The sequence below is a fragment of the Romboutsia sp. genome, from assembly GCF_035470145.1.
Classification (GTDB): domain Bacteria; phylum Bacillota; class Clostridia; order Peptostreptococcales; family Peptostreptococcaceae; genus Romboutsia_D.
The window spans coordinates 1-2067 of sequence record NZ_DATIRC010000275.1 but is presented as its reverse complement, the minus strand read 5'-3'; the positions used below and the strand labels follow the sequence as shown (position 1 = coordinate 2067).

General features: G+C 26.7%; 3 protein-coding genes. All 3 read right to left on the bottom strand.

Annotated elements, in window-relative coordinates; translation table 11 throughout:
* Positions 1-665: 665 nt before the first annotated feature.
* A complete protein-coding gene (locus tag VLM92_RS11425) occupies positions 666-959 on the bottom strand; it encodes a DUF2628 domain-containing protein (protein ID WP_325276464.1) in 294 nt (97 codons plus the stop codon).
* A 531-nt stretch (positions 960-1490) separates the two neighbouring features.
* Positions 1491-1682, bottom strand: coding sequence for a hypothetical protein (locus tag VLM92_RS11420; RefSeq protein WP_325276463.1), 192 nt, complete (start codon positions 1680-1682; stop codon positions 1491-1493).
* Positions 1683-1724: 42 nt separating this feature from the next.
* Positions 1725-1940 (bottom strand): hypothetical protein, encoded by a 216-nt coding sequence (locus VLM92_RS11415; protein ID WP_325276462.1) that lies wholly within the window; start codon positions 1938-1940, stop codon positions 1725-1727.
* Positions 1941-2067 lie beyond the last annotated feature (127 nt).

The following is a 2067-nucleotide window of genomic DNA, read 5'->3' as shown; positions in this document are numbered from 1 at the left end:
AACTGTAGATATAAAATTCAGTAGTTGCTGGACCTATTGACCAGTACAAGAGGGGTGGTTTTGTAGAGATTTCCACCTCTTTTTTATTTGTCTAAATTTAAGCAATAAAAAAGACTATGCTTTCCGTAAACATAATCTTTTTAACCGTATATTTATATATCTAAGGAGGAAGTGGAAATTGGCTAAATTTACCACTCTTATATAATTCTATATTTGTGCCTAATCCCCTTTATTTTTTTAAAAATAATTTGATAATATTTGCAATTTAATATATAATAAAACTCGTATGTATGTAGGTTTACCATATTAATATATTTTTTGAATTTAACAAGTTGTTTATTATTTACACAATACGCTAAGAAAAAGGAGAAGTGTCTAATTAATTTTAGGCACTTTTTCTTTTAGTTGTTTGAGCAATGGCTGCATCTATCAAAAGTGAAACCTCGATAACAATCGCAAAATCTGCAAAATTGTAAATTGTTGGTCCTATCAACTACATCAATAAAATAAGAATCTTGATGCGATCTCATGTTATAAAAGTTATCTATATTTTCTTTTTCTTCTGCATCTATACTAAAAATATTCATTTTTATTCACCTCGTACAAATTTTATTAAGTAGTATGGGCATAAATTATAATTTTATACATTAAAAAAGCTTAGTTTCCTAAGCTTCTGTATTTTCTACTATGAATCCTTCTTTTACTAATATAGCCATATCGGCTTCTGCTGCACCTGTAAAGCCTTGTAAAAGTAATCCCTTAATATATGTCTTATTATAGAAAAATGGGAATACAAGCCAGCTAAATCCACAAGTTAATAAGCCAACTATTGCCATTATTGCACTATTTTTTAAATCACCTCGTAAAAGTGGTACAAATAATCCGAAAAATAAAGTAGTCCAGCTGAACCCAATTTTGCATTCTTTTACCATACCTATACTATTTTTTAATCTTAACATTTCAAACACTCCTTTTATTTTTTATAATAGACATCTAACTGATTGTATAAGCCTTCGTTTTCTTCTGCTAATACAACATATAAGCTTACTAACTGTGTTACATTGTATTCAAATTGTGCTACATTTATGTCAGTATAAGTTCATTTAAAAGTATTTCCTTTTAATTTCATTCCTTCTACTGTATACATATTTAATTCCCCCTAATAGAATATATGTAAAAGCTACTTAAAACCTTCCTATGCGCTTTGCTACTAATTGTATACCAAATATACCTATTGTGTTTGCAAGTAGCAATGTGATAGCAAATACTACGTTATTTAATATCTTCTTATTCATTCCCCTGTTCCCCTTTATCATTTGTATTTTATATTACATAATTATATTTACAAGTATTCTCAGTAAAGTCTTAAATGCTATTGCACTTATAAAAACTGATGCAGTACAAGCTAAAATAAATATCATCAAATCATTATCTTTCATATTTTTCATTTGTAATTATTCCCCTTTAATTTTAATTATAAAATTTATTTTTTATTTGATTATTTGTATTTCATATTTTGGCAAAGATTGAACATATCTTTTATAAAAATAGTAGTTATCGCTTTTTCTACATTCAAAGTTACTATATCTATATGAAACATATCCCCACTCACTTGTTTCTGTATTTTCCCACAAGGTTCTAGGGTTTAATCCATGCTCCCACCCAATTCTTTTTATTATCATCTTACCTCCATATAATAAATTGATATTTTTACCTAATTAATCTTATATGATTTCATTCAATATCCCTTTAAATATTTCTTTCGCATTTTCTTCATTGTCTATATCATTTGCCAATCTTTTTGCTACTTTACCGTATTCAAATTCAACTATATAATAACCTTTTATACCCTTTACTAAAGATATATAGTGCGTTTCAGTTTTATAACTATCTGTAATATATTCTTCTTTCAATACTAATTTAATAATAGTTCCATTCATTGCAATTCACCCTTTCTGAATAAAAGAATTATTTTATTTTACCAACCATTTTGACATATAAAACACAGTAATCCTATTGTAATAAAAATAGCAAATAGATTTTCCTTGATTTCTTCTTTTTTCATAT